The organism is Paraoerskovia sediminicola, assembly GCF_030296575.1.
Lineage (GTDB): Bacteria > Actinomycetota > Actinomycetes > Actinomycetales > Cellulomonadaceae > Paraoerskovia > Paraoerskovia sediminicola.
This window is the reverse complement of sequence record NZ_AP027729.1, coordinates 2,400,526-2,422,225: the sequence shown is the minus strand read 5'-3', so window position 1 is coordinate 2,422,225 and position 21,700 is coordinate 2,400,526. Positions and strand designations below refer to the sequence as shown.

14 protein-coding genes and 3 pseudogenes are annotated in these 21,700 nt (G+C 73.6%); 7 read left to right on the top strand and 10 right to left on the bottom strand.

Annotated features, from left to right (window positions below):
- Positions 1 to 99 precede the first annotated feature (99 nt).
- Positions 100 to 1,231, top strand: a pseudogene (locus QUE47_RS11220) (ROK family protein).
- 26 nt (positions 1,232 to 1,257) lie between these two features.
- Positions 1,258 to 1,918: pseudogene (locus QUE47_RS11215) on the top strand (ThuA domain-containing protein).
- Positions 1,919 to 1,927: 9 nt separating this feature from the next.
- On the opposite strand, the gene ligA reads toward QUE47_RS11215, so the two are convergent.
- Positions 1,928 to 4,309, bottom strand: a complete 2,382-nt coding sequence (ligA, locus tag QUE47_RS11210) for an NAD-dependent DNA ligase LigA (RefSeq protein ID WP_434019679.1) — start codon at positions 4,307 to 4,309, stop codon at positions 1,928 to 1,930.
- A gap of 253 nt (positions 4,310 to 4,562) precedes the next feature.
- Positions 4,563 to 7,304, bottom strand: coding sequence for a bifunctional acetaldehyde-CoA/alcohol dehydrogenase (adhE, locus tag QUE47_RS11205; protein WP_286217356.1), 2,742 nt, complete (start codon positions 7,302 to 7,304; stop codon positions 4,563 to 4,565).
- Between the two features lie 250 nt (positions 7,305 to 7,554).
- On the opposite strand from adhE, the pseudogene QUE47_RS11200 reads away from it, so the two are divergent.
- Positions 7,555 to 9,872: pseudogene (locus QUE47_RS11200) on the top strand (prolyl oligopeptidase family serine peptidase).
- A 33-nt stretch (positions 9,873 to 9,905) separates the two neighbouring features.
- Here the strand turns inward: QUE47_RS11200 and QUE47_RS11195 are convergent.
- Genes QUE47_RS11195 through QUE47_RS11175 form a run of 5 tightly spaced genes read right to left on the bottom strand, consistent with a single transcriptional unit; the run spans position 9,906 to position 13,926 of the window.
- Positions 9,906 to 10,163, bottom strand: a complete 258-nt coding sequence (locus QUE47_RS11195; protein WP_286217355.1) for a Txe/YoeB family addiction module toxin — start codon at positions 10,161 to 10,163, stop codon at positions 9,906 to 9,908.
- A complete protein-coding gene (locus QUE47_RS11190; protein ID WP_286217354.1) occupies positions 10,160 to 10,408 on the bottom strand; it encodes a type II toxin-antitoxin system Phd/YefM family antitoxin in 249 nt (82 codons plus the stop codon). The genes QUE47_RS11195 and QUE47_RS11190 overlap by 4 nt, the downstream gene beginning before the upstream one ends.
- 52 nt (positions 10,409 to 10,460) lie before the next feature.
- Positions 10,461 to 11,486, bottom strand: a complete 1,026-nt coding sequence (locus QUE47_RS11185) for a uroporphyrinogen decarboxylase/cobalamine-independent methonine synthase family protein (RefSeq protein WP_286217353.1) — start codon at positions 11,484 to 11,486, stop codon at positions 10,461 to 10,463.
- The gene (mnmA, locus tag QUE47_RS11180) at positions 11,483 to 12,664 is read right to left on the bottom strand and encodes a tRNA 2-thiouridine(34) synthase MnmA (RefSeq protein WP_286217352.1); all 1,182 of its coding nucleotides are present in this window, start codon (positions 12,662 to 12,664) and stop codon (positions 11,483 to 11,485) included. Before mnmA ends, QUE47_RS11185 begins: the two co-directional genes overlap by 4 nt.
- Complete coding sequence (locus QUE47_RS11175; protein ID WP_286217351.1) at positions 12,664 to 13,926, bottom strand: cysteine desulfurase family protein; 1,263 nt, start codon at positions 13,924 to 13,926, stop codon at positions 12,664 to 12,666. The genes mnmA and QUE47_RS11175 overlap by 1 nt, the downstream gene beginning before the upstream one ends.
- Positions 13,927 to 14,563: 637 nt before the next feature.
- On the opposite strand from QUE47_RS11175, the gene QUE47_RS11170 reads away from it, so the two are divergent.
- Complete coding sequence (locus QUE47_RS11170) at positions 14,564 to 15,268, top strand: phosphotransferase (protein WP_286217350.1); 705 nt, start codon at positions 14,564 to 14,566, stop codon at positions 15,266 to 15,268.
- Between the two features lie 39 nt (positions 15,269 to 15,307).
- Here QUE47_RS11170 and QUE47_RS11165 read toward each other — a convergent pair whose 3' ends face one another.
- Genes QUE47_RS11165 through QUE47_RS16920 form a run of 3 tightly spaced genes read right to left on the bottom strand, consistent with a single transcriptional unit; the run spans position 15,308 to position 17,114 of the window.
- On the bottom strand, positions 15,308 to 16,285 hold the full coding sequence (locus tag QUE47_RS11165) for an electron transfer flavoprotein subunit alpha/FixB family protein (RefSeq protein WP_286217349.1): 978 nt from the start codon (positions 16,283 to 16,285) through the stop codon (positions 15,308 to 15,310).
- An 11-nt stretch (positions 16,286 to 16,296) separates the two neighbouring features.
- The gene (locus QUE47_RS16925; protein WP_350227547.1) at positions 16,297 to 16,611 is read right to left on the bottom strand and encodes an electron transfer flavoprotein subunit beta/FixA family protein; all 315 of its coding nucleotides are present in this window, start codon (positions 16,609 to 16,611) and stop codon (positions 16,297 to 16,299) included.
- A complete protein-coding gene (locus tag QUE47_RS16920; RefSeq protein ID WP_350227546.1) occupies positions 16,608 to 17,114 on the bottom strand; it encodes an electron transfer flavoprotein subunit beta/FixA family protein in 507 nt (168 codons plus the stop codon). The genes QUE47_RS16925 and QUE47_RS16920 overlap by 4 nt, the downstream gene beginning before the upstream one ends.
- Before the next feature lie 216 nt (positions 17,115 to 17,330).
- Between QUE47_RS16920 and QUE47_RS16915 the strand changes: the two genes are divergently transcribed.
- The 3 genes from QUE47_RS16915 to QUE47_RS11150 all read left to right on the top strand — a co-directional run bounded on the left by QUE47_RS16915 (position 17,331) and on the right by QUE47_RS11150 (position 21,394).
- Positions 17,331 to 17,873, top strand: coding sequence for a hypothetical protein (locus QUE47_RS16915; protein WP_350227545.1), 543 nt, complete (start codon positions 17,331 to 17,333; stop codon positions 17,871 to 17,873).
- The gene (gene glgX / locus QUE47_RS11155; protein ID WP_350227544.1) at positions 17,792 to 19,594 is read left to right on the top strand and encodes a glycogen debranching protein GlgX; all 1,803 of its coding nucleotides are present in this window, start codon (positions 17,792 to 17,794) and stop codon (positions 19,592 to 19,594) included. Before QUE47_RS16915 ends, glgX begins: the two co-directional genes overlap by 82 nt.
- A 99-nt stretch (positions 19,595 to 19,693) precedes the next feature.
- A complete protein-coding gene (locus QUE47_RS11150; protein ID WP_286217348.1) occupies positions 19,694 to 21,394 on the top strand; it encodes an FAD-binding dehydrogenase in 1,701 nt (566 codons plus the stop codon).
- Positions 21,395 to 21,700: the final 306 nt, after the last annotated feature.

Sequence of the window (21,700 nt, the reverse complement as noted above, 5' to 3'; positions counted from 1 at the left end):
AAGTCGCCCAGGTTCTGACGATTATCGACAGATTGCGTGGTTCACTGTGGGCATGGAGGAGCTGCTCAAGTTCGCCCCCGACCGACGGGCGCCGGCGAGATGTTCCAGCTGTTCCGGGACGGGACCCCCGGACCCGCGCTGAGCTCGTGACGCTCACCGGCCAGTCCCGGTCGACGGTCGCGGCTCGTCTCGACGCCCTGATGGCGACCGGCCTGCTCACGCTCGCGGGCGAGGCCACCTCGACCGGCGGGCGCCCGCCGACGACCTTCGCGTTCGACCCGGCGGCCCGGATCGTCCTCGCCATGGACCTCGGCGCGACGCACGCGCGCCTCGCGGTCACCGACCTCGCGTCGACCGTCCTCGCCCACCACGACGCGCCCCTCGCGATCGCCGACGGACCAGCACGGGTGCTCGCGTGGGCGAGCGAGGTCGGCGAGAAGCTGGTGGAGGAGGCGGGACGCAAACCCTCCGAGCTCGCCGGGATCGGCCTCGGCCTGCCCGGGCCGGTCGACCACACCACCGGCCACCCGGCGAGCCCCCGATCATGCCCGGATGGGACGACGCCGACGTGCCCGCGCTGCTGCGCGCGACGTTCCGCACCCCCGTCCTCGTCGACAACGACGTCAACATCATGGCGCTGGGCGAGCACCGCACCGCGTTCCCCCAGGAGCGCGAGCTGCTGTTCGTCAAGGTCGCGACCGGGATCGGCTCGGGCATCGTCATGGACGGGCTGCTGCGGCGCGGGGCGCAGGGCGCCGCCGGGGACATCGGCCACGTCGCCGTCCCTCGCGCCACCGACGTGCTGTGCCGGTGCGGCAACACGGGATGCCTCGAGGCGGTCGCGGGCGGGTACGCGATCGCCGAGTCGCTGCGCGCGACCGGGGTCGAGGTGTCGACGAGCAACGAGCTGGTGGCGCTGGTCCGCTCGGGCAACATCGCTGCCGGCCAGGCGATCCGCCAGGCGGGTCGGGACGTCGGGTCGGTGCTGGCGTCCTGCGTCAGTATGCTCAACCCGTCGATGATCGTCGTCGGCGGGATCCTCGCGGAGGCCGGTGAGCACCTGATCGCCGGCATCCGGGAGATGGTCTACCAGCGGTCGCTCCCCCTCGCGACGCAGCACCTGCGGATCGTCACCTCGCAGGCCGCGTCCCGAGCGGGTGTCCTCGGGGCGAGCGCGATGGTGGTGGACCAGTTCCTCGCCCCGCAGACCGTCGACGCGTCGATCACGTAGCAAGCGCACCGAAGCGAAGGAGCCCGATGCACAGCGACAAGCGCGCCCTGGTCGTCCGCGGCGGATGGCCCGGCCACTCCCCGAGGAGACCACCGACCTCTTCGTCCCGTTCCTGCGCGACTCCGGGTTCGACGTCACCGTCGAGGACTCCTCGAGGTGTACGCGGACGCGACCGTGATGGAGGGCCTGGACCTGATCGTCCAGTCCTGGACGATGGGCGAGATCCTCGTCGAGGAGCTCCGCGGCCTGATCACCGCGGTGCAGTCGGGCACCGGCTTCGCCGGCTGGCACGGCGGGATCATCGACTCGTTCCGGCTCGCCACCGACTATCTCGAGATGATGGGCGCCCAGTTCGCCGCGCACCCGCGCGGGCTCGTCGACCACACGGTCAGCGTGGTCCCGGAGCGCGCCGACCACCCCATCGTCGAGGGCATCGACAGCTTCCAGCTCCACTCCGAGCAGTACTGGGTCCTGAACGACCCCCTGATCGAGGTGCTCGCCACGACCACCATCGAGGCGTCGGACGACGTCCCGTGGCACGAGCCCGTCGTCTCACCGGCCGTGTGGACCAGGCGGTGGGGGCAGGGCAAGATCTTCGTCGCCACCCCCGGCCACCAGGCGCGCGACCTCGAGGTGCCCGAGGTCCGGACGATCATCGAGCGCGGACTGCTCTGGGCGGCTCGCTGAGGTTCAGCCCTAGGACGCGGACTCGGTCACCGCGTCCTGACCGCCCTCGAGCAGCGCCGTGAACCCCGCCTCGTCGAGGATCCGCAGACCGAGTTCGCGCGCCTTCGTCTCCTTCGATCCCGCGTTCTCCCCCACCACGACGAAGTCGGTCTTCTTCGACACCGACCCCGCCGCCTTGCCGCCGCGAGCGAGGATCGCCTCCTTCGCACCGTCGCGCGAGTAGCCCTCGAGCGAGCCGGTCACCACGACGGTCAGGCCCTCGAGGGTCCGCACGACGGACTCGTCGCGCTCGTCCTCGGTGCGGACCCCGGCCGCCGCCCAGGCGTCGACGATCCCGCGCCGCCAGCCGCCCTCGTCCGGGTCCCCGAACCACTCCTTGACGGCGCGTGCGATGGTCGGCCCGACCCCGTCGACCGCCGCGAGCTGCGACGCCTCGTCGTCGGCCGCCGCCGCGGTCTGGATCGCGTCGATCGAGCCGAAGTGCTGGGCGAGGGCGCGCGCCGCCGTCGGCCCGACGTGCCGGATCGACAGCGCCACCAGCACCCGCCACAGCGGCTGCGCCTTGGCCTTCTCCAGCTCGGCGAAGAGCGTGTCCGTGTTCGCGGACGGCCGCGGACCCTCCTTGTCGCTGACGGTCCAGAAGTAGTGCCGGTCCGTCCACAGCCCCGTGCCCTCCGTCTTGCGACCGGCCGCTCCGGGGGCGGCGGGGTCGACCCGACGCCGGATCTCCCGCCACGTCCGCACGTCCCGCAGGTCGCCGGGTGCGAGGTCGAAGAGACCGGCCTCGTTCGCCAGGACAGGCACCTGGCGCGGCGGCAGGGCGTCGGGCGCGACCTCGTCCTCCTTGCCGGACGGCCGGTACACCGACGGGTCGTCGGGTCGACCGGCCTCCGGGTCGGTCAGCGCGCCCGCGGCCTCCCAGCCCAGCGCCTCGATGTCGAACGCCCCGCGTCCCGCGACGTGGAAGAGCCGCTCGCGGATCTGCGCCGGGCACGACTCCGCGTTGGGGCAACGGATGTCGACGTCGCCCTCCTTCGCGGGCGCGAGCGTCGTCCCGCAGGACGGGCACTCGGTCGGCATCACGAAGGCGCGCTCCGACCCGTCGCGCAGCGCCACGACCGGGCCCAGGATCTCCGGGATCACGTCCCCCGCCTTGCGCAGCACCACGGTGTCACCGATCAGCACGCCCTTGCGCGCCACCTCGCTCGCGTTGTGGAGCGTGGCCATCTCGACCGTGGACCCGGCGACGAGCACCGGCTGCATGACCCCGTACGGCGTCACGCGGCCCGTGCGGCCGACGTTGACGCGGATGTCGAGGAGCGTCGTGTTGACCTCCTCGGGTGGGTACTTGTACGCGATAGCCCACCGCGGGGCGCGGCTCGTCGCGCCGAGCCGACGCTGCAGCGCGAGCTCGTCGACCTTGACGACGATCCCGTCGAGCTCGTGCTCGATGTCGTGCCGGTGCTCCCCGAAGTGGTCGATACGCTCCTGGACGCCCGCGAGACCGTCGACCACCCGGTTGTGCGGCGAGATCGGTACGCCCCAGCCCTCGAGCAGCGCGTACGCATCCGACTGCCGTTCGAGCTTCGTGGGCCTACCCTGCTCCCACTCCAGGGCGCCGACCCCGTGCGCGTACATGCGCAGGGGTCGCCCCGCGGTGATCGTCGGGTCCTTCTGCCGCAGGGACCCCGCCGCGGCGTTGCGCGGGTTCGCGAAGGGCGCCTTGCCGGCTGCGACCTGAGCCTCGTTCAGCGCCGCGAAGCCGTCGACCAGCATGAAGATCTCGCCGCGCACCTCGATGCGGTGCGGGTGCGTGGACGGATCGCCCGCGAGCGTGTGCGGGATCCCTTCGACCGTGCGCACGTTGGCCGTGACGTCCTCCCCCGTGCGCCCGTCGCCACGGGTCGCGGCCCGCACGAGCCGCCCGCGCTCGTAGAGCAGCGCGATGGCGAGCCCGTCGATCTTGACCTCGCACAGGTAGTCGACCGTGCGCTCCGCGGGCAGCTCGAGCTCGCGGTGCACGCGCTCGGCCCACGCCGCGAGCTCGTCGGCGTTGAACGCGTTGTCGAGCGAGAGCATGCGCTCGACGTGGTCGACCGGGTCGAACGTCGTCGAGGCCGCGGCACCGACGTGCTGCGTCGGGGAGTCCGGGGTGCGCAGCTCCGGGTGCTCCGTCTCGATCTGCTCGAGCTCGCGCATCCGCGCGTCGTAGTCGGCGTCGGAGGACGTCGGCGCGTCGTCGCCGTAGTACGCCTGCTGGTCGGCCCGCAGCTGCTCCGCGAGCTCGGTCCACCGGTGGCGCGCCCGAGCCACGTCGGGAGCCGCCTCAGTCGTCGGGTCGGTCGTCGGGTCGGTCTGATCAGGGGTTCGATCGCTGGCTCGCTCGGTCACGTCGACATCATCCCCCGGACCACCGACGCAGGTCACCCGACCGCCGACGCGAGCTCCGCCGTCCGACACCCCGGGACGACCGCCGCGCAGGACGACGCCCGGGCGCTGCCGGCAAGCCGGAGGCCCGGCCCCGCACCGCGAACGGTGAGGAGCCGGGCCCGGTGGGCTCACCCGCTGAGGGCGAGGAGCCCGTCGTCCGCCTGGAGGAAGGGGGTACTCCGGCGGGACATGGAGCGCCGCTGGACGCGGCCCGTCAGGCCTTGCTCTTGGCCTTCGCGGTCGCCTTTCCCTCGGCCTTCGTGAGCGAGGCCGCCTTGGCCTTCACGGGCGCGTCCACGGGGGCGGCGTCGGTCGCCTTGCGGGCGGCCCGGACCTCCTCGCGGGTCGTCCCGTCGTAGGCCGCCACGAGGATGTCCTTGATGTCCTCGATCAGCGGGACGCGCGGGTTGGCGGGCGCGCACTGGTCCTCGAAGGAGCGCAGCGCGAGCATGTCGAGCGAGCCCTTGTACGCGTCCTCGTCGACCCCCTGCTCCTTGAAGCTCGACTCGATGCCGACCTTCGCGCGCAGCTCCTCGACGGCCTTCGCGTAGGACTCCACGCCCTCGTCGGGCGTCGAGGCCGGGAGCCCGAGGTGCTTGGCGATCTCCTGGAAGCGCTCGGGGGCCACGTACCGCTCCGCCTTGGGCCAGCTCGTCGCCTTCGCGGGGACCTGGCCGTTGTAGCGGATCACGTGCGGGAGCAGGACGGCGTTCGTCCGGCCGTGCACCAGGTGGTACTGCGAGCCGACGGTGTGGGCCATCGCGTGGACCATGCCGAGCAGCGCGTTGGCGAACGCCATGCCGGCGATCGTCGCGGCGTTGTGCATCTTCTCGCGGGCCTTGGTCGCCTCGCCGCCGACCGTCACCGAGGTCTCGATGTGCTCGAAGACCATCTTGATGGCCTGCAGGCACAGGCCGTCGGTGTAGTCGTTCGAGTAGACGGAGACGAAGGCCTCGGTCGCGTGCGTCAGGGCGTCGAAGCCCGAGTCCGCCGCGAGCTTGGCGGGCATCGTCTGCGTGAGCACCGGGTCGATGATCGCGACGGACGGGGTCAGCGCGTAGTCGGCGAGCGGGTACTTGAACCCGGTCTCCGGGTCCGAGATGACCGCGAACGGCGTGACCTCGGAGCCGGTGCCCGACGAGGTCGGGATGCAGATGAGGCTGGCCTTGTCGCCGAGCGGCGGGAACTTGAACGCGCGCTTGCGGACGTCGAAGAACTTCTCGCGCGTGTCCTCGAAGTCGATCTCCGGGTGCTCGTACAGGAGCCACATGACCTTCGCGGCGTCCATGGGCGACCCGCCGCCGACGGCGACGATCGTGTCGGGGCCGAAGTGCTGCATGGCCTCCGCGCCCTTGGTGACGGTGGCGACGGTCGGCTCGGGCTCGACGTAGTCGATGATCTGCACGGAGACGGGCTCCGAGCGGGCGTAGAGCTGGTCGAGGACCTTGTCGACCACACCGATCTGGGTCATGATCTTGTCGGTCACGATCGTGACCTTGTGGACGTTGAAGACCTGCGACAGGTACTGGATCGCGTTGGGCTCGAAGTACGTCTTGGCCGGGACCTTGAACCACTGCATGTTGTTGTTCCGCCGTCCGATCCGCTTGACGTTGATCAGGTTCACCGCCGACACGTTGTTCGAGACCGAGTTGTGCCCGTAGGAGCCGCAGCCGAGCGTCAGCGACGGGATCAGCGCGTTGTAGATGTCACCGATGCCGCCGAGCGCCGAGGGCTGGTTCCAGAGGATCCGGACCGCCTTGACGCGCTTGCCGAACTCGTCGACGAGCTCGGAGTCGTTGGTGTGGATCGCGGCGGAGTGGCCGAGCCCGTCGAACTCCACCATCTGCTCGGCCATAGTGATGCCCTGCTCGCGCGAGGTCGAGCGCAGGACCGCGAGGACGGGGGCCAGCTTCTCGCGCGAGAGCGGCTCGTCCTCCCCCACGTGGTCGATCTCGGCGAGGATGATCGAGGTGTCCTCGGGAACGGTGAAGCCCGCGCCCTCGGCGATCCACTCCGGCGTCTGGCCGACGACGGCCGCGTTGAGCTTGGCGCCCGCACAGTTCCGCGCGGTGCCCTCGACGCCGAAGATGAACTTCTCGAGCATGACCTTCTCGGCCGGGGTGGCCCGGTAGGCGTGCAGCCGCTCGAGGCCGGCGATCGACTCGTCGTAGACCTCGTCGTCGATGATGACGGCCTGCTCGGAGGCGCAGACCATGCCGTTGTCGAAGGACTTCGAGATGACGAGGTCGTTGACGGCGCGGCCGACGTCCGCCGTCTTCTCGATCCAGGCCGGGACGTTGCCCGCACCGACGCCGAGCGCCGGCTTGCCGGTCGAGTAGGCGGCGCGGACCATCGCGTTGCCGCCGGTCGCGAGGACCAGGGACACGCCGTCGTGGTTCATGAGCTCGCCGGTCGCGGCGATCGACGGGTGCTCGACCCACTGGATGCAGTTCGTCGGCGCGCCGGCGGCGATGGCAGCGTCGCGGACGACACGGGCGGCGGCGACCGAGCACTGCTGCGCGGCGGGGTGGAAGCCGAAGATGATGGGGTTGCGGGTCTTGAGCGCGATGAGCGACTTGAAGATCGCGGTCGATGTCGGGTTGGTGACCGGGGTGATGCCGGCGACGACCCCGACGGGCTCGGCGATCTCGACGATGCCGTTCACGTCGTCACGGCCGATGATGCCGACCGTCTTGAGGTGCGCCATCGAGTTCGGCACGTGCTCGCACGCGAAGATGTTCTTGGTCGCCTTGTCCTCGAAGACGCCTCGCTTCGTCTCCTCCACGGCGTGGAGGGCGAGCGTCCCGTGCTGGTGCAGCGCGGCGATCGACGCCTTCTTCACGATGTGGTCGATCTGTGCCTGGTCGAACGACGCGTAGTCGGCGAGGGCCTTGAGGCCGTTCTCGACGAGGGCGTCGATCTCGCTGGTGGTCGCGTTCTGTTCCTTCGTAGCCACGTCTTCCTCCCGTGGGCCCGGCCAGCCGCTCGAAGGAGCGGTCCTCAGTGGTCGACCCGCTGTCGTGTTCTCTACTTGTGAATACTTTCACAAGGGACTGTCCTTGGGAAGCCGGAAACCTGTCTCGTCAGTCACATGGCGTCACCACGAACACCCCTCCTGAGGCTCCGGCCACCCAGACTGCCGAAACGCACGCATGCGGCCATGGCCGTCGGCCTGGCCGCCTGTCCGGCCGTCTAGTCTGACGGCCATGCCCTCACAGCCCATCGTCCCGCCCGAGACCGAGCACCGCGCGGCGAGCGCGGACCCCTGGGAGTGGCTCGAGGACGTCGATGGCCCGCGCGCGCTCGAGTGGGTGCGCGCCCGCAACGCCGACACGGCGACCGACCTCGCCTCGACCCGCTCGTTCGAGCACACCCGGGCCCGCACGCGGGAGATCCTCGACTCCGACGCGAAGATCCCGGCCGCGGCCTGGGCCGGCGGGCTGCTCTACAACTTCTGGCGCGACGGCGATCACCCCCGCGGGGTGTGGCGCCGGACGACGCCCGAGTCGTACCGCACCGACGCCCCCGAGTGGGAGACCGTGCTGGACCTCGACGCCCTGAGCGCCGACGAGGGCGAGAGCTGGGTGTGGCACGGCGCGAGCATCCTGCGCCCCGACTGCCGGCGCGCTCTCGTCAGCCTCTCCCCCGGCGGGTCGGACGCCGACGTCACGCGCGAGCTCGACCTCGTCGACCTGCGGTTCGTCCCACCCGAGGAGGGCGGGTTCCACCGCCCCCTGGCCAAGGGCGGCCTCGGCTGGATCGACCACGACACCGTGTTCGTCCAGACCGACCTCGGCCCCGGCACGACGACGACCTCCGGGTACCCCCGCACCGCCCGCCGCTGGCGCCGCGGCACCCCGCTGGCCGAGGCAGAGACCGTCTTCGAGGGCCGCGAGGACGACCTGTACATCGCTGCCGCGCACCTGCGCACACCGGGGTTCGAGCGGGACGTCGTGCACCGCAGCATCGACTTCTACACGGGCGACCTGTACCTGCTCGACCACCCGACGGACCCGACGAACCCGGCCGGGGCGGTCGGGGCGGTCGATGGCGGAGACGCGCCAGGGCTCGTCCACGTCGACGTGCCCGCGAGCGCCGAGGCCGGGATCCGCCGCGACCTGCTCGTCGTCGAGCTCCGCGACGACTGGGACCTGCGCCGTGAGGGCGGCGCGCTGCACCCCGCCGGGTCGCTCCTCGCGACCGATCTCGACGAGTTCCTCGCGGGCGACCGCCGGCTCACCGTGCTCTTCGCGCCCACCCCAAGCACGTCGCTCGCCGGGGCGACCTGGACCCGGTCCCACCTGGTGCTCACCGTGCTGGACGACGTCCGCACGCGCCTCGTCGTGCTCACCCCGCCCACGCCGGACCAGGCGGGCGCCGAGCACCCGACGCGAGCCGCGACGTCCGACACCCCGACCGGCTGGCGGGAGCGCGCGGTGACCGGGCTCCCCGAGCTGGGGACGGTCGGCGTCCGCGCGCTCGAGACCGACGAGAGCGACGACGTCTGGCTCACCGTCACCGACCACCTCACCCCGACGACGCTCGCCCTGCTCGCGATCCCGGCCGACGGGCCCGTCGACGCGGGCCTCGCCGACCCGCTCAAGGCGTCCCCCGCTGGTTCGACGCGAGCGGCATGGTGTCGCGGCAGCACTTCGCGGTGTCGGACGACGGCACGCGGGTCCCGTACTTCGTCGTCGGTCGGGCGGACCTCGTGGACGGGCCCACGGGCTCAGCCGGCCCATCCGGGGCAGGCGACGGTGCAGATGACGGTGCAGATGACGGTGCGGGTGATCGGGCGAGCGAGAGTACGAGCGAGCGAGCGGGCGCCCCGACCCTGCTCTACGGGTACGGCGGGTTCGAGATCTCGCTGACGCCCGGCTACTCGGGGACGGTCGGGCGGTCGTGGCTCGAGCGGGGCGGCGTGCACGTGGTCGCGAACATCCGCGGCGGCGGCGAGTACGGGCCGGCCTGGCACCAGGCCGCGCTGCGCGAGAACCGGCACCGCGCCTACGAGGACTTCGCCGCGGTGGCACGCGACCTCGTCGCCCGGGGCATCACGACGCCGCGACGGCTCGGCGCGCAGGGCGGCAGCAACGGCGGACTGCTCACCGGGAACATGCTCGTGACGTACCCGGAGCTGTTCGGGGCGCTCGTGATCTCGGTGCCGCTGCTCGACATGCGCCGGTACACGAAGCTCCTCGCGGGGGCGTCCTGGGCGGCCGAGTACGGGGACCCCGACGACCCGGAGCAGTGGGAGTCCATCCGCACGTTCTCCCCGTACCACCTGGTCGACCCCGAACGCACCTACCCGCCGGTCCTGCTCACGACGTCCACCAAGGACGACCGGGTGCACCCCGGGCACGCCCGCAAGATGGCCGCGCTGCTGCGCGACGCCGGCAAGGACGTGACGTACTACGAGAACATCGAGGGCGGGCACGGCGGCGCGGCCGACAACGCACAGGCCGCGCACCTGTCGGCGCTGGCGTACGAGTTCCTGTGGGAGCGCCTCGCGGGCGAGGGGTGAGGCGCGCGGGTCCCCGGGCGGGCGCGCGCCACGCTAGCGCTCGTAGTGGTAGCGCGCCTGGAGGACCAGCACGTTCGACCCCTCGACCCGGTAGACGATCCGGTGCTCGTCACTGATCCGGCGGGACCACGCCTCCACCCCGTAGCGCAGCCGCTCCGGCTTGCCGATCCCCTCGTACGGTTCACGGCAGATGTCGTCGATCAGCCGGGTGACCCGCTTGAGCGTCGCACGGTCCTGCGTCTGCCAGTAGGTGTAGTCGTCCCACGCCTGGGGCGCGAAGACGATGTTCACCCGCGGTCCAGCTCCGCGGGGATGCCGTTCCCGGTCCTCAGGGCCTCGTCCGCGTCGAGCAGCCTGCGCGCGTTGGCGGGCGACCGGAAGAGGTAGGCGGTCTCGGTCAGCGCCTCGAACTCCTCGACCGAGACCAGGATCGCGTTGCCGCGCTTGGACGTGATCTCGACCGCGGTGTGGTCGTCGTTCACCTGCTCGATGAGCGGGAACAGGGTCTTGCGCGCTTCGCTCGCCGTGATGGCCATCGGAACCTCCTGTGGTACAGGAAATGGTACCAGGGCGAGCCGCCCGTCCCGGTCAGCCGTCCGCGCGCTCCGCCAGGACCGCCGCCGCGCGGCCGAGGTTCCCGGTGACGGCCCGGGCGGCGTCGAGCGACCCGTCCGCGATCGCCCGCCCGGACTCGAGCAGCACGACGTCCGCGAGGCCCCGCACCGGGAGCCCGATGCGTCGCCAGGGCACACCGATCGCGTCGGCGAGCGCGACGACGTCCGGCCCCGCGCACTGGGAGACCTGCGCCGGTGGGAGCCCCGCCCACAACGGCACGCCCCGCTCGTGCGCCTTCGCCAGGTCGGTCCAGAGCCGCTCGTCCCAGCGACCCGGGGTCAGGTCGACCCCGACCGCGTCGACACCCGCGAGCACCGCAGGACCGATGCCGCTCCATGCCGACCCGACGTGCGCGACGACGCGCGCACCGGCCGCGCGGGCCGCGTCGACCACGGCCCGCAGCCCGTCGACGACCTCCGGGCCGTGCACCGCGCGGATGCGCGAGAACCCCGAGAACGTCGGCAGGACGCCGGCGCCCACCTGGGCGAGCAGCGGCTCCTCGAGCTGGACGACCACGTCCGCCCCCGGGACCTGCCTGCGCACGTCGGCGACGTGGTCGGCGACCCCCGCGGCGAGCGACGCGGCCAGTTCGGCGCGCGCCCCCGTGTCGGCGAGCACGCGGTCGCCACGAGCGAGGTACAGCTCGGCCGCCGCGGACCACGGGCCCGTGACCCCGACCGCGAGCGGCCCGGTGTACCCGTAGGCGGCGATCGCGAGCGCCGCGACGTCCTCGGCGAGGAGCGACCCCGCCCGTCGCAGGTCGGCGCCGGGGCGGTCGGCGAGCTTCCAGCCGTGCGGGCCGAGCTCTGCAGGAAGCTCGGCGAGCAGCGCCACGGTCCGGCCGAGCGCGCCGGCCTCGATGCCGCGAGAGGGGAGCTGGGTGAGGAACGGGACGGCGTCGACGCCGGTCGGCAGCTCGACGAGGTCGCCGAGCACGACCTGCTGCGCCTCCAGCGGGTCCGTCCCGGGCCGCGGGCCGTGCCCCGAGACGGCGGTCACGAGGCGCGCGCCAGACGGGCGCGGTGCGCGGAGACGACCGTCGACTGCCCGATCACCCGGGTGCCGACGTAGACCACGAGGGACTGCCCCGCGGCGACCCCGCGCAGCGTGGCGTCGACGAGCTCGACCTCGGTCCCCGCGCGGGAGCCGCCGTCGCCCGCGACGGCGCGCACCCGGGCGGCCACCGGGGCGCCGTGCGCCCGCACCTGGACCTCGGCGTCGAACCAGCCGTCGCGCGACGGGTCCGCGGCAGCGGCAGCGAGCACGTCGTCCGCGAGCCAGACGCTCTGGTCCCCGGCGATCCGGTCGACGCTCAACAGCTCGGCTGCGCCGATCACCACGCGGTTCGCCTCGGTGTCCACCGAGAGCACGTAGCGGGGCCTGCCGTCGTCGGCCGGCCGGTCGATGCCGAGCCCCTTGCGCTGGCCCACCGTGTACGCGTAGGCGCCGTCGTGCTCCCCCAGCACCCGGCCGTCGGTGTCCACGACCTCACCGGGACGTGACCCGAGGCGCTCGCGCAGGAACCCCTGCGTGTCACCGTCGGCGACGAAGCAGATGTCGTACGAGTCGGGCTTCGCCGAGACGGACAGACCGCGCCGCTCGGCCTCCGCGCGCACCTCGTCCTTCGACGCGAACCCGCCGAGCGGGAAGATCGAGCGCTCGAGCCGGTCGCGCCCCATGACGGCGAGCACGTACGACTGGTCCTTCGCGTCGTTCGGGGAGCGGTGCAGCTCGGCGACGGTCCGGGTGCCGCCCGGGGCCGCAGGGTCCGGCACCTGGCGTCGCACGACCTGCGCGTAGTGCCCCGTCGCGACCGCGTCGAAGCCGAGCGCCGTCGCCTTGTCGAGCAGCGCCTCGAACTTGATGTGCTCGTTGCACCGCACGCACGGGTTGGGCGTGCGCCCCGCCTCGTACTCCGCGACGAAGTCGGCGACGACCGTCTCCTCGAAGCGGTCCGAGAGGTCCCACACGTAGTACGGGATACCCAGCACGTCGGCCGCGCGGCGCGCGTCGCCCGCGTCCTCGATCGAGCAGCAGCCGCGCGAGCCCGTGCGGAACTGGTCGCGGTTCTTGGACAGGGCCATGTGGACGCCGACGACGTCGTGCCCGGCCTCGACCGCGAGCGCCGCCGCGACCGCCGAGTCGACGCCACCGGACATCGCCGCGAGCACGCGCATCAGGCCGCTCCGCTCGGCGCCGGGTGCGCGGGACCCGCGCTCCGCTCGCCGTTCCGCTCGCCCAGCCGCGCGGGCGCGGACGCCAGCCCCGCCGAGCGGGCGCGGTCCACCACACCGGGCAGGACGTCGAGGAGCCGCGCGACGTCGTCCGCCACCGAGGTCGCGCCGAGCGAGAACCGCAGCGCGCCGCGCGCGTCGTCCTCGGGGACACCCGCCGCGAGGAGCACGTGGGACGGCTGCGGGACGCCCGCCTGGCAGGCGGAGCCCGTCGAGACCTGCACCCCGGCGGAGTCCAGCAGGTAGAGCAGCGAGTCGCCCTCGCAGCCCGGGAAGGTGAAGTGGGCGTTGGCGGGCAGGCGGTCGGACGACGGCTCGGGGCCCCGCAGGACGGCGTCCGGGACGAGCCGCCGCACGCCGGCGACGAGGTCGTCGCGGAGCCCGGCGAGACGAACAGCCGTCGCCTCCCGCGCGGCGACCGTCTCGGCGAGCGCGACGGCGAAGGCCCGGACCGCGGGGGCGTCGACCGTCCCGGAACGCACCGAGCGCTCCTGGCCGCCCCCGTGGAGCACGGGCGTCAGCGGCAGGCCACGCGTCGCGACGAGCGCACCCACGCCCATCGGGGCGCCGAGCTTGTGCCCGCTGACCGTCATCGCGTCGAGGCCGCTCGCCGCGAAGTCGACCCCGAGCTGCGCGACGGCCTGGACGGCGTCGCTGTGCACCGGGATGCCGTAGGGGCGGGCGGCCCGCACCACGGCGTCGAGCGGCTGGACGGTGCCGATCTCGTTGTTCGCCCACATCACCGAGATCAGCGCGGTCTCGTCCGCGTGCGCCGCGAGCTCGGACTCCAGCGCCGCGACGTCGAGCCGGCCCTCGCCGTCGACCGCCAGCAGCACGATCTCCGCGCCCGCGTGCTCGGCCATCCAGAACGCGGGGTCGAGGACGGCGTGGTGCTCCACGGCCGAGACGAGGATCCGGCGCCGCTCGGGGTGCGCCGTCCGACGCCCCCAGAACAGACCCTTGACGGCGAGGTTGTCCGCCTCGGTGCCGCCGGCGGTGAAGACGACCTCGGACGGCCGCGCACCCAGCGACGCCGCGACCGACTCGCGCGACTCCTCCACGGTGCGCCGGGCCGCCCTGCCCGCGCCGTGCAGCGACGACGGGTTGCCGCCGCGGCGGAGCTCCGCGAGCAGCGCGTCGACGGCACGCGGCGACACGGGGGTCGTCGCCGCGTGGTCCAGGTACACGGTGCGGTCGGGGTTCACAGCGGACCAGTCTACGAACCTCGGCCAGGCGTCGGGACCGGAGCGCGACACCCGACGCCCGTGCGTCTAGGTTGTCACCGATGCACCATCCCGAGGACGTCCCGACGACGAGCCAGATCCCGCGCGCGGAGATCCGCGCCGGGCTCGTGCGCGCGCGCCGCGAACGGGGCGCCGCCACGCTCGCCCCCGACGTCCCCGGGGTCCCCAGCCTCGCGGCACGCGGCGCAGCCACCGGGGCCCTCCCGCTGCTGAGGACGGCCGGGCGGGCGGACGGGGACGGCGGGCACGACGGGCGCGACGCCCGACGGGGCGCGTCGTCGGGTTCGTCCACGGGCTCGCCGTCGGGCTCGGGCAACGCCCGGACCACATGGGCCGGCATCCCCGCCGCGGTCCGGTCGGAGATCGACGCGATCACCGGCTCGACGGTCGTCGAGGAGCACCCGGCCCGCCCGGGCATGAGCCTGGGCGTCACGTCGACCCTCGTGCTGGCGTCCGGGCGACGCATCTTCGTGAAGGCCGCGTCCCTGACGGACGAGCCCTTCACGGCCGAGCTGCACCGGGCCGAGGCCGAGACCGCGGTGCGCCTGCCCGACACCGTGCCGGCACCCGAGTTCCTCTGGACCTATGCCGACGACGAGTGGATCGTCATCGCCTACGAGGCGATCGACGGGGACCACCCGAACACCCCTGGAGCCGGTACGCGCTGGCGCGGGTCCTGTCGACGATCGACGACCTGTCCCGCGTCGACGGTGCGCGCGGGCTCCAGCTGCGCCCCACCGGCCCCGACCTCGCCTCGATGTGCTCCGGCTGGGCGTCGCTCGCCGCCGAGCCCGACGCCGAGGAGGCGCTCGTCGACCTGGCCCCCTGGGCGGTGGGCCGCCTCGCCCAGCTCGCCGAGATCGAGAAGAGCGTCCTCATCGCCTGCGAGGGCGAGTCGCTGGTGCACGGCGACCTGCGGTCCGACACGATGCTGCTCTCCGACGGCCGCGTCTACCTGCTCGACTGGCCGTACGCGTCGCGGGGCGCGGCGTGGCTCGACCTCGCGCTGTTCCTGCCGGGCCTCGGCACCCAGGGCATCGTCGGCGAGCTCGACGGGGTCACCGCCGGCTCGTCCCCCGAGCACCGACGCGCCGTCGGGCGTGAGCTCGCGCGCATGTTCGAGGCGCACCCCCTGGGCGCGACCGTGCACCCGGCCGACGTGCGCGCCGTGGTCGCGGGAGTCGCCGGCTACCTCGTCTCGTCCGCGCTCGAACCACCGCTGCCCGGCGTGCCGCACCTGCGCGAGGTCCAGCGCGCCCAGTCGGTCGCCGCGACGGCGTGGCTCGAGCAGCTCGGGATCTGAGCGGACGGGACCGGCGTCACGAGCCCGGTGTCGCGGACCTCAGGCTCCGCGGTGCGCCCGGATCGCGGCGGCGGCCTGCGGCAGGACCTCCGCGAGGTCGCCGACGACCGCGAAGTCGCTGATCTCGAAGAGGGGGCACTCGGGGTCGTTGTTGACCGCGACGATCACCTGCGACGACTGCATGCCGCCGCGGTGGTGCGGCGCCCCGCTGATCCCGGCGCCGACGTACAGGCGCGGCGAGACGGTGACACCGGTCTGGCCGACGAACTCGTCGAACCAGCCCTCGTAGACCGCGTCCCGGCTCGCGCCGACCGCGGCACCCAGGGCGTCGGCGAGGTCGAGGACCGGGCCGAAGTCGCCGTCGGTCCCACGGCCACCGGTGACCACGACCGCGGCCTCGGCGAGGTCCGGACGGTCACCTGCGGGGTGGACGGTCCGGGACACGAGACGCGCGCGCGTGGCCGAGGCCGTGGGCGTGACGGCGACGGCCTCGACCGCCGTCGCGACCGGCTGTGCGGCCTCGGCGGCGACGGCGGAGTTGGCCGGCACCGTCAGGACCGCGAGATCGGTCGTGATCTCGCAGGCCGTGTCCCACGTCCCGGCGAACGGGCGCTTCGACGCCACCACCCGGCCGGCGTCCGAGACGGTCACGGCCGTCGCGTCGGTCACGAGGCCCGCGCCGCGCGCGAACGCGAGCCGGGCCGCCGACTCCTTCGCCGCGAACGACGAGGTCAGCAGGACGACGGAGGCGCCCGAGGCGTCGACGGCCGCGCCGAGGGCCTCCGCGACGACGGGGGTCAGGAACTGCTGGTCGGCGTCGATGCCGTCGAGCTCGACCTGGCGCAGGGTCCCGACGCCGTGGGCGCCGAGCTGGCCCAGCGTCGTGTCGGACGCCGGTTCGAGGGTCACGGCCTCGACCTCGCCCAGGGTCCGGGCGACGGTGAGGAGCTCGAGCGCGGGCGAGCGCAGCGCGGTCGCGGCGTGGTCGATCAGGACGAGGACGGTGCGGTCGGTCACGATGCTGCCTCTCAGACCAGGTCGTTGCGGATGAGGTACTCGGCGAGGGCGGTGCCGCCCTCACCCTTGTCGACGACGATCTCGACCTCGGGGCGGTCGGGCGCCGGCTCGGCCCGCACCGTGCGGGTGCGGGCGCCCGCGTCACCGACGGACGCCGGGTCGAGGTCGAGGTCCTCCAGGGCCCACTCCTCGACCTCCTTGCTGCGCGCCGCCATGATGAGCTTGAAGTTCGGGAACCGCGGCTCGTTGGCGTGGTCGGTCACGGAGACGACCGCGGGCAGCGTGGCCTCGAGGACCTCCGTCTCGTGGCCGAGCTCGCGGGTCACGCGGGCGGTGCGCCCCCGTCCGTCGCCGGCTCGACGACGAGCTCGCCGGCGAGCGTGAGCTGCGGCAGGTCGAGCTCGGCGGCCAGCAGGGCCGGCACGACCGAGCCGAGGCCGTCGAGCGCCGCCATGCCGGTGAGGACCAGGTCGACCTGGCCCTCCTCCTCGATCGCGCGCACCGTCGCCGCGAGCACGCGGGCGGTCGCGAAGTAGTCCGAGCCCGCGAGCGCCTCGTCGCACACGAGCACGCCCCGGTCGACCCCGAGCTGGAACGCCTTCTTGAGGGCGCCCTCCGCGTCCTCGTCGCCCATCGTCACCGCGACGACCTCGCTCTGCGCGCGCTCGTCCTCGGGGAGGGCCTCGACGATCCGGAGCGCCGCCTCGAGCGCATTCTCGTCGAGCTCGTTGAGGGTGCCGTCCTCGGGGACGCGGTCGACGCGCCCCTCGACGAAGGCGCGGTCGGACTGGATGTCCGGGACGTTCTTCACGGCAACGACGATCCGCATGAAGGTGACTCCTCCTCGGGGCAGGTTCGCGCAGGATCCTACGCTGCGGGCGCCGGGCGGAGCAGCGCCTGTCCAGCACGCGGCACGACCGCATCCGGACCAGATGGTCGGTGCCGGATACCGATGCGGGACAATGGTGGGCGTGAATCCGCTCGAACCGACCGCCCGCCCCTCAGTGACCTCCACGGACCGGCACGGTCACGTGCCCCGCTCGGGGTGCACCTGGCCGGCGACGGCGTGGACGTCGCGGTGTTCGCGGCGCACGCGACCGGCGTGGACCTGTGCCTGATCGACGGCGACACCGGGAGCGGCACCGGGAGCGGCACCGCGCGCGGCGACACCGCAGAAGGCACCGACGGCGCGGCCGCTGCCGGCAGCGGGCTGCGCGAGCGGCGCATCCCGCTCGACGGCCCGACGTACGGGGTCTGGCACGCGCACGTCCCCGGCATCCGGGAGGGCCAGCGCTACGGGTTCCGCGTCGACGGGCCGTGGGACCCCCGCGCGACCCTCCGGCACAACCCGGCGAAGCTCCTCCTCGACCCGTACGCCCGCGGGATCGTCGGCGAGCTCGACCACTCCGCCGTCACCTACGGCTACGTCGCCACCGGTGACCCCGCCGACGGCGGCGTGCAGGGTGACCTGTTCGGCCCCCGGACCCGCGGGACTCGCTCGGCCACGTGCCGTTGTCCGTCGTCGTGGCGTCGCCCGGGGACCACGCCCCGGTCCATCACTCCCACGTGCCCTGGTCGCGGACCGTGATCTACGAGGCCCACGTCCGCGGGCTGACCAAGCAGCTCGAGGCGCTCCCCGAGGATCTGCGCGGCACCTACGCGGGCCTCGCGCACCCCGCGACGGTCGCCCACCTGAAGGATCTCGGCATCACCGCGCTCGAGCTGCTCCCCATCCACGCGTCGGTCCCCGAGCCGCACCTCGTCGCGAAGGGGCTCGACAACTACTGGGGCTACTCGACGATCGGGTTCTTCGCCCCTCACGCCGCCTACGCGACGCAGGCCGCCCAGGACGCGGGGGCGAGCGCCGTGCTCGACGAGGTCCGCGGCATGGTCCATCTGCTGCACGAGGCCGGCATCGAGGTCATCCTCGACGTGGTCTACAACCACACGGGCGAGGCGGGCGACGACGGTCCGCACCTGTCGTTCCGCGGCTTCGACGACACGAGCTACTACGCGCACGACGACGCCGACCCCGTCCGTTACGCCGACGTCACCGGCACGGGCAACACGCTCGACCTGACGCACCCGCGGGTGGTGCAGCTCGCCCTGGACTCGCTGCGCTACTGGGCCCAGGAGGTCGGGGTCGACGGGTTCCGCTTCGACCTCGCCGTGACCCTCGGCCGCCGACCCCAGGGCTTCGACCCCGACCACCCGTTCCTCGTCGCCCTCCAGACCGACCCGGTCCTCAGCGGCCTCAAGCTCGTCGCCGAGCCGTGGGACGTCGGGATGGGCGGCTGGCAGACCGGGAACTTCCCCGCCCCCATGGGCGAGTGGAACGACCGCTTCCGTGACGCCGTCCGGCAGTTCTGGCTCTCCGACCCGAAGGAGGCGTCCCACGGTCGGGGCACGGCCGGGGTGCGCGAGCTCGCGACGCGCCTCGCCGGCAGCGCCGACCTCTTCGGGCACGGCCGCATGCCCCTGGCGCGCGGCCCGGTCGCGTCGATCAACATGGTCACCGCGCACGACGGGTTCACCATGGCCGACCTCGTGGCGTTCGACCACAAGCACAACGAGGCGAACGGCGAGGACGGCCGCGACGGCAGCAACGACAACCGGTCGTGGAACCACGGCGTCGAGGACCACGTCGAGGAGACCGACGACCCGCTCGACCCTGCCGGCGAGATCGCGCCGCTGCGCCGCCGCTCGATCAGGAACCTGCTCGCGACCCTCCTGCTCTCGGCGGGGACGCCCATGATCACGGCGGGTGACGAGATGGGCCGCACCCAGCGCGGCAACAACAACGCGTACTGCCAGGACAACGAGATCTCCTGGGTCGACTGGGACCTCGCCCCCTGGCGCAAGGACCTGCTCGACACGACCCGCTACCTGCTCGAGCTGCGGCGCGCGCACCGCGCGCTGCGGGCCGACTCGTTCTTCCTCGGCCTGCCCCGGCACACCGTCTCGACCGCCGTGCCCGACCTCGTGTGGTTCGGCTCCAAGGGGAAGATGCTGGACCACGCGGGGTGGAACGACCACGCCCGGCGCACCGTCCAGATGCTGCGCACGGGTCCCGCGGACGGCGCGCACGACGTGCTGCTGGTGCTCAACGGGTCGCTCGACGACGCGATCGTCCGCCTCGCAGGACTCGAGGTCGCCGGCAGCGAGCGACCGTCGGGGTGGCGGCTCGTCTGGGACTCCGACTGGGAGCACCCCGCCGACCGCCACGAGGACCCGGAGACGGAGGTCGTCGGGGTCGGCAGCAAGGTCGTCCTCGAGCCGCTCAGCACCCGCGTCTACGTCTCCGTCTGACCGCTCGTCCGCCGTCCGACCGGCGCGCGACCGACGCACGACCGGCACGCGACGGGCGCGCGACGGGCACCGACCGGCACGCCGCCGTAGCGTGACCTGATGCGCAGCACCCGAACGCTGGAGACGGACGTCGTGGTCGTGGGAGCGGGGCTCTCGGGCCTCGTCGCGGCGACCGGCGTCGCCGCGGCCGGGCGGCGGGTCGTCCTGCTCGACCAGGAGCCGGTCGCGAGCCTCGGCGGCCAGGCGTGGTGGTCGTTCGGTGGCCTGTTCATGGTCGGCTCCCCCGAGCAGCGCCGCCTCGGAGTGTCGGACGACGTCGCGCTCGCTCTCGACGACTGGTGCGGTTCGGCCCGGTTCGACGCGGGCGCGGCCGACGGCGTCGGCCCGGACCGCCACGGGTACGCCTGGGCGAAGGCGTTCGTGGAGTTCTCCTCGGGCGAGATGCGGCGCTGGCTCCACGACAAGGGCGTGCGCTGGTTCCCGCTCGTGCAGTGGGCCGAGCGCGGCGGGCACCTCGCCGGGGGCCACGGCAACACCGTCCCCCGGTTCCACGTCACCTGGGGCACCGGTCCCGGACTCCTCGAGCCGTTCGTCCGCGACGCCCTCGACCTGCACCGCGCCGGCCTGCTCGACGTCCGGGGCCGCCACCGCGTCTCCTCGCTGGTCGTCACGGACGGGCGCGTCACCGGGGTCCGCGCCGAGGTCCTCGCGCCGTCCGCGGCCGGCCGGGGAGAGCCCTCCGCGCGGGACGTCGTCGGCGAGGTCGAGATCTCCGCGAGCGCCGTCGTCGTCGCGTCGGGCGGGATCGGGGCCGACCACGAGCTCGTCCGGTCCCGCTGGCCCGCGAGCGCCGGGACGCTGCCGGCCCGGATGCTCTCGGGCGTGCCGGGCTCGACCGACGGTCGGATGCTCGCGACGGCGGCGCGGGCCGGCGCAGCGCTCGTCCACGAGGACCGCATGTGGCACTACCCCGAGGGCATCACGAACCACTCCCCGGTCTGGGGCAGGCACGGCATCAGGATCCTGCCCGGCCCGTCGTCGCTGTGGCTCGACGCCGACGGCGGACGGCTGCCCGCACCGCTGTTCCCCGGGTTCGACGCGCTGGGCGCGCTGCAGCACATCACGCGGCGCGGCGACTCCCACAGCTGGTTCGTGCTCAACCGCACGATCCTCGAGACCGAGCTCGCGCTCTCGGGCTCCGAGCAGAACCCCGACCTGACGGGTCGCGACCTGCGGCTGCTGGCCGACCGGGTGCTGCCCGGGGCGGTGGGTCCGGTCGCGCGGTTCGCCGAGGCGTCGCCGGAGTTCGTCCGGGGGCGTGACGCCGCCGAGCTGGCGGCCGGGATGAACGCGCTCGTCGCCGCGACCCCCGAGGACCGGGGGCACGTCGACGCCGACGCCCTCGCGCGGACCATCGCCCTGCGGGACGACCAGGTCCGCAGCGGGCTCGGCAAGGACCCCCAGGTCGTGGCGACCGCCGCCGCCCGCCGGTTCCTCGTCGACCGGGTCATGCGGGTCGCCCCGCCGCGCCCGCTCACCGAGCCGTCCGACGGCCCGCTCTACGCGATCCGGCTCTCCGTCCTGACCCGCAAGACGCTGGGCGGGCTGCACACCGACACCTCGGCACGCGCCCTGGACGGTTCCGGCGAGGTCGTCCCCGGCCTGTGGGCGGTCGGCGAGGCCGCAGGCTTCGGCGGCGGCGGCGTCCACGGCCATCGCGCGCTCGAGGGCACGTTCCTGGGCGGCTGCCTGTTCACGGGTCGGGTCGCGGCCCGGTCGGTCGCCGGTGAGCTGGCCTGACGCGCGATCGGGACCGCGACACCGGCCCGCCCTGGTGCGGGCAACGGTCCGACCTCGTTAGGTTGGTCCAGTGACCCGAGCCAGCCGACGCAAGCAGCCCCCGCACCCGCAGCACCGGACCCCACGATCGAGACCGCACCCACAGGCGCGGCCCCTGCCGGACCCGTCACCGACGCCACCGCCCCGCGAGCGCCGCGCGCGACCCGGGCGACGCCCCGCCGTCCGGCACGCCCGCGGGCAGCTACCACAGCGACCTCAGTTGCCTCCGTGACCTCGGTGACGGCGGCCGCCCCGGTCGAGGATGCA